The following is a 6,426-nucleotide window of genomic DNA, read 5'->3' as shown; positions in this document are numbered from 1 at the left end:
AATCCGACATGGCTTCTTGCACGAAAGTTTGTACGATTTTCTGATAAGTGCCATCTTCGCGTATGCGCCTAAGTGCTGAATTAAAGTCGTTTAGAAATGGGGTCATCTTAAGTACTTTAGGAATAATTAGGTAAGCATCATTGATTGAAAAGGCATTGGGCAAAGCGCTCACTTTATCTTCGATTCCCAAAATGCGTGTATAAGAATCGCCTGATATCTGATCTAGTATGACGCAGTCGATTCTTCCCATGGCGAGAATTTTAAAATTATCGTGAGGGTCATTACATACATTTGGAGTGAATAAACCATTTTCTCTGGCTGTATCGAATGCTTGGCCATAGGACCAGCCGCGATTAACGCCAACAACCTTTCCTTTCAGGTCTTCAATTGAATTGAATTCAAAAGGCTTATCTTTATTGATAAATAAAACCAGTTTTTCCTGGTACAGTGGTGCGGAGTAATCGTAGGTTTTTATGCGCTCATCACTTTTATACGCGCCGCCGACAGCGCCTTTGCCGCTTGCGCTATACAATAAAGCGCGCTTCCAGGGTAACGCTTTAATTTCAGTTTTGAGCCCGGCCTGTTTGATGGTTGCTTCTAGTAGTCTTGGATATAAACCGTCAGCTTCTGTTTTTTCAACTTGATACATATAAGGCGGGTAACTTTTGTCGACAAATATGATCAATTTGTCATCGCCTTGAGCGTTGGCATGTGAAAAGCAGATTAAGACCAATAGTGCGAGAGCAAAAAGTTTTTGAGCAAGTAGAGAGACTACCACAGTAAGCTTCTTCTCCATTTCTAGTTTGCGAGTAATTTATTACATAGCAAGAGACCTTCTGTAATACGACAGGCAACCTCAACCTATCCCTTAATATTAGTTGGTTTTTGAAGATAAGCCTCAATTTGCATAAAAAAGGCAGTCTTTTAACTATACGTATAAAGTGACAAAGTACCTATAGCTTAGGGGTAAGTTAAGTAATCCATTGTTTTATAGACGTAATTCTCTTATGGTTAAGAAAATTATTCTGGCTTAGGAAGGTTATGTATGAGTGAACTGTCTCAAGAAGTATTGCAGGAATTTTCGGACCAAGTTGCCGAAATTTGTGAAAACATGCAATTGGAGCCAGATCAGATGCTAGACGCGATTGGCAGCACCTTTATTGGAGCCGTGCTTAGTTTTGGCAAAACCGATTATCGGGTAGAAGTCTCTGGAGTTGCCTCTGCAATGGTAGAAACGATTTTTGAAGCTGGGGATTGAGAGTAGAGCTAACTACAAAGTTTGCTTATAAGACCTTATGAAAGAGTATCCGACGACTGAAGGATGCGTACTTGATTGCTTGGTTATGGGTGCTTAACCATTATTGGGTATTAAATGGTATACGAGAGGTGACAAAGTGCCGAAGAATACAAGCACAACTTTAGGTGACCACTTTGATGGCTTTATTGCACAGCAAATTGATGAAGGTAGATAAACCTCGCGTCTTAATGAAAATCTCTAGAACGACTCTGTAAGCCTGCTAATTGTTCCGTCATGTCTTCTAGCTTGCCCGCAATCACATGGGTGACTTCTCCTTCACGTTCCAGGATGCCTTTGATCTTGAGGATTTTTGCGCTCAAGTAAGCTTTTTTTTGTGCCCGCGCCGTGCCTGCCCAAATAACGACATTGATGTTTCCGGTGTCATCTTCCAAGGTCATAAAGGTTACACCTGAAGCGGTTCCTGGGGATTGTTTTCCTGTGACGACACCGGCTATATCAACAAAGGATTGATGTTTAATCTTTGCTAGCTGTGTTGATCGGGTAAATTTTCCTAAGCAACCTATACGGTCTAATAAGGTAATAGGGTGCTGCTCAAGGCTTAGTTGTAGCGAGGCGTAATCTTCAATCAGGTTGTCAAAGTTGCTCGGCCGGTATTGGTATTGTGCTTCCTCTTTTACTTGCAGCTTTGCATCTTGCTCAGGTAGTGCCAAGTTTTGAGGCGGATTCATAAGCGCCCAGCGCGCTGCGTAGCGGTTTTCTGCAAAACATTGTAAAGCATTGGCAGAAGCGAGGGCCTCAAGGTCCTTTTGGTTCAATGTCAGCTGATGAAGTGCCTGTGCATTTTGATAACCAGCATTCGGGCGTTTGCTGAGAATTTCCCTGGCGCCTTTTTCGCTGAGGTTCTTTATCTGCCGTAAGCCTAACCTCATGGCGTGGCTGTAATGACTAGTGCCTTTTTCAGGCAGTTTTTCTAAACGATGGTCATAATCTGACTGGTTAATACATACGGGGCGTACTTCAATGTTGTGGCGTACAGCGTCTTGTACGAGCTGTGAAACGCTATAGAAACCCATGGGTAGGCTGTTGAGTAAGGATGTGTAGAACTCAACTGGGTAGTAATGCTTTAACCATGCAGAAGCGTATGCGAGTACGGCAAATGAAGCTGAATGACTCTCAGGAAAACCGTACTCTCCAAAGCCGCAGATTTGTTCAAAAATCCGTTCTGCAAAGGCTTGCTCATAGCCCCTTTCCAGCATCCCCTCAATCAGTTTCGATCTAAATTGCATCAGCTTACCCGTCTTTTTCCAAGAGGCCATGGCGCGTCTGAGTTGATCAGCTTCGCCCCCGGTAAATCCGGCGGCGACCATAGCCAGCTTGATCACTTGCTCCTGAAAAATGGGTACTCCCAGCGTGCGGGATAAGACTTCCTTAACAGCTTCCGAAGGGTATTCGATGTTCTCTTCACCATTACGCCGCTTTAGGAAGGGGTGAACCATATCTCCCTGTATTGGCCCGGGTCTGACAATAGCGATCTGAATCACCAGGTCATAATAATTTTCTGGTTTTAAACGTGGCAGCATACTCATCTGTGCACGAGACTCGATCTGGAACACGCCAATAGTGTCGGCTCGCTGAATCATCTGATAAACCTTTGGGTCATCCTGCATACGGGTGATATCTGCGATGCTCAAGTCTCGTTGGTGGTATTGTTGAATAAGGGAAAATGTCTTACGGATAGCGCTGAGCATACCGAGCGCCAATACATCGACTTTCAGTAGTCCAAGGCTTTCGAGGTCATCTTTATCCCATTGAATGACGGTACGTGCCTCCATACTGGCATTTTCGACAGGTACGAGTTCGTATAGCGGTCCGGATGAAATGACAAAGCCACCAACATGTTGTGAAAGGTGACGAGGAAATCCCATAATTTCATTAACGAGATTAATAAACTGCTGGCCTTTACCTGTGTCTGGGTTGAGTCCTAATTCGATGATCTGTGACTGCCAAGTCAAGCTGTGGTCACGTCGATTAACGTTCTTAATAAAAAACTCAAGTTGTGTTTCGGCGATACCTAAGGCTTTACCAACATCCCTGACGGCGCTTTTAAAGCGATAAGTGATGACGCTTGCAGCTAAGGCTGCTCGTTCTCGGCCGTATTTCTGATAAATATACTGAATGACTTCTTCACGGCGTTCGTGTTCGAAATCGACGTCGATATCAGGCGGCTCATTGCGCTCCTTACTGATAAAGCGCTCAAACAATACAGATATCTGGCGAGGGTCGACAGAGGTGATTTCCAGGCAATAACACACTACCGAGTTGGCTGCAGAGCCTCTTCCTTGATAAAGAATTCCTCTTTGTTTGGCGAACATTACAATGTCGTGGATCGTTAGGAAGAAGTAGGCATAGTCCAGCTCTGCAATTAGATTCAGCTCTTTGTCTATGGTTGACTGAATATGATCAGGAATACCTTGAGGGAAACGAAACCTCACGCCTTGTGTGACTAAAGTACGCAGGTAAGAGATGGGTGTTTCATTGTTCGGGACTAGCTCGCTAGGGTATTCGTAACGAAGTTCATTAAGCTTGAATTGGCATTGTTGGGCGATAACAAGAGTTTCGTGTAAATACTCCTCGCGAAACAGTTTGCTTATTTTCTGTCTGGACCTTAAACAACGCTCGGTATTGTTAAGTAGCTGCTTGCCAGACTGAGCAATGGTACGGCCTTTTCTGATGGCTGTCAGAGCGTGCTGTAGCGGTAGGCGTGTTGCGGTATGCATTAATACACCACCGCAGGCGGTGATGGCTAAGTCCCAACTTTCGGCCAAACGCTGGCAGTGCTGGATATATTGTTTATCGTTGTATTTCAGGTGGCGCTGTAAGCCAAGCCAAAGTCTGTTGGCGTGATGCTTCTTCAGCCATTTGGCTTGGGAATGGTCATGCGCCTTACCGCTGGGTAACCAGATAAGCAGGCAATGCTGAATGCTCATGATATCCCAGTCTGTTAATTGGTATTCACCTTTCTTGGCTCGACGTCTAGCATTCGTAATTAAGCGACATAGCTCGGCATAAGCTTGTCGATGGGGGCAGAGTAGTATCAATTCTAGATGTTTGCCGAGGCGGAAGAGGCTGCCGACAATCAGCTTTATTGGTAGCTGATGCTCTTTTATCGCCGTATGTGCTTTGACTACACCGGCGACTGAACATTCATCGGTAATAGCGAGTGCTTGATAGCCTAAAAATGAAGCCTGGATAGCCAGTTCTTCAGCATGAGACGCGCCTTCCAAAAAAGAGAAGTTACTCTGGCAGAAAAGCTCGGCATAGTGAGGCTGCATTAGGCAAATACTCCATGTAAATACCAACGTTGTTCAGGTGTTCTGAATACCCATAGCCAAGCGCCGCTATGTGCACGCGCAATAAAGTAGTCACGAATAACGTTTTGCTCATCCCACCAGCCTGTCGCGATACGTTCAGGCCCCTCAATAAGCGTGACGCGTTCTCTTAATACTTTTGGTTTGGGGAATAAAAGGCTGGGACGAAGCTTTGCTTTGTCGATTGTCAGGTGGTTCGCCATGCCTTTTTTTATAGGCCGGTTTTGATAGTTACGTAAACAGGTGCTTAGCTCAGGCCGTGGGTCATCTACTAAATCAATATTCTTAATTGAATCAGGGCCCAGTTTTGCCTGAAGTGTTGAGATGAGCTCTAAAGAAGAGCCATTACGCTGTCCGCCCTCAAAAAAATCCATGCTTTCTTCGTGCTTGGCTTTTGTTTTATGTGCCGAGATAGTGATGCCAATAACTGGCGAAGGGACTTTAACCGACTCAAAACGTAAGCTGAATAAATCCAGCCATACCTTTGCCAGATAATCACCTTTTGCTGAGCTGGCAAAAACTTCTTGAAAGCCTTTATCTCGTAAATGAAGTTGTAGTTTTAACTCATAGGCATAAAGATTTTGGATTCGTAAAAACTCTTCCAGTGCATTGAGTAAGCGCAGTAAGGGCTTTTCAAGAAGCTGAAGATTAGAGAGTTCAAATAGTAATTCCAAATAACGTGAAAACTGCATGGGAGGATGATAGAAATGGACGGCTTGTGGCAGAGTGCCGGTGAGTTGTCCGACATAATTAACCAGGGATAGGTCAAAACGTTTGGCAAGCTCTGCTGAGGGAACAGCCAGGAGTGCTTGCATGTCTCGAATACCGACACGTTGCAAGCGCTCAATTTGTTTATCAGGCAAGCGGCTTTCACTAAGCTTTTGCTGCTTGAGGTGCGCTAGCACTTGTTTACGTTCGTCACTAATCAGATTTAGGCCCGATCTTGCGAGTAGTTCAGCCGCTAGAGGTGAGTATGCACTGGCGTATTGATAATGGACTTGCTGTTTTTCCAAATGCTGTTTTAGGGTTTGCCAATAACTCGTGAGCCCATCATATAGGCTCAACATATTACTGACCCGTAACAACAAACCATTTGAACCGCAAAGGCTTATGTCGGAGGTGACTAAATAGAGCCAGTGAGCTATTTCAAGCAGTTTCTTTCTTTCTATTTCGGGATCATAAGCATGCACACAGAGCTCACGACATAAGGAGGCAGCGCTACCTAGCCCCATTCCCAAATGAATACCTTGCTGTAGGGCATGATCATTGGCTTGAACTACGATGTTTTTTTGACCATTGATTACGATAACGGCTTGCTGTTCGTCCTGATTGCATGCTGCCTGGTTTAAAAACAGGCTATCGATTTGTAGTGAAGGGAAGTGGAGGTAAAGCCATAAAGTTGATAGAGACATAGCATCACCTTTATACCGCTTTAGAAGCAGGGAAGGGGATGATGTTGTTCGTGTTTTGTAGTGCCAGTGAAGGCCAATAAGAAGACATATTGAGAGAGAATTCGGGTTTTGGCCAGGCACCTTTTTGTTTTGCGATGGTAATCGCGATACCTCGCTCTTCAGCCTTTAGTTGCAAGCTCAAATTGACTGGTAGTGAAAGGCTTTGCTGCTTTGCTGTTCGAAAGATGAACTGACGGCACTGCCCCTGATTACTGGCTAATTGTAAGCGTTGAATATGATGAACTTCTAGTTGGTTTTGCCACAGGAGTACGGCCTCACAGGCACCACTTTTCAAGCACTGTTCTGCAGACCACAAGGCTTCATTCGCAGAGTTAGTATTAATAAATAG

At 44.6% G+C, this 6,426-nt stretch carries 6 protein-coding genes; 2 read left to right on the top strand and 4 right to left on the bottom strand.

Translation table 11 applies throughout. The annotated features are described in order from the left end of the window. The coding region (locus A3757_RS07030) for an ABC transporter substrate-binding protein (protein WP_068553383.1) at positions 1-796 on the bottom strand (796 nt) is incomplete at its 3' end. 249 nt (positions 797-1,045) lie between these two features. Between A3757_RS07030 and A3757_RS07025 the strand changes: the two genes are divergently transcribed. Further along, positions 1,046-1,258: a hypothetical protein gene (locus tag A3757_RS07025; RefSeq protein ID WP_068553384.1), complete on the top strand. Its 213-nt coding sequence runs from the start codon at positions 1,046-1,048 to the stop codon at positions 1,256-1,258. 136 nt (positions 1,259-1,394) lie between these two features. After that, positions 1,395-1,472, top strand: coding sequence for a type II toxin-antitoxin system ParD family antitoxin (locus A3757_RS28075; RefSeq protein ID WP_156490383.1), 78 nt, complete (start codon positions 1,395-1,397; stop codon positions 1,470-1,472). A 10-nt stretch (positions 1,473-1,482) separates the two neighbouring features. On the opposite strand, the gene A3757_RS07020 is transcribed toward A3757_RS28075, so the two are convergent. The 3 genes from A3757_RS07020 to A3757_RS26590 form a co-directional block, all read right to left on the bottom strand. Then, positions 1,483-4,590 carry an error-prone DNA polymerase gene (locus tag A3757_RS07020; RefSeq protein WP_068509141.1) on the bottom strand — a complete coding sequence of 1,036 codons (3,108 nt, stop codon included), beginning with the start codon at positions 4,588-4,590 and terminating at the stop codon, positions 1,483-1,485. Continuing rightward, positions 4,590-6,038, bottom strand: a complete 1,449-nt coding sequence (locus A3757_RS07015) for a DNA polymerase Y family protein (RefSeq protein WP_068509143.1) — start codon at positions 6,036-6,038, stop codon at positions 4,590-4,592. The genes A3757_RS07020 and A3757_RS07015 overlap by 1 nt, the downstream gene beginning before the upstream one ends. A gap of 10 nt (positions 6,039-6,048) precedes the next feature. After that, positions 6,049-6,426 (bottom strand): hypothetical protein (locus A3757_RS26590; protein ID WP_197469910.1); only part of this gene is annotated, 378 nt, incomplete at its 5' end.

Source organism: Oleiphilus sp. HI0117 (genome assembly GCF_001635235.1).
This window is presented reverse-complemented; position numbering and strand designations above follow the sequence as displayed.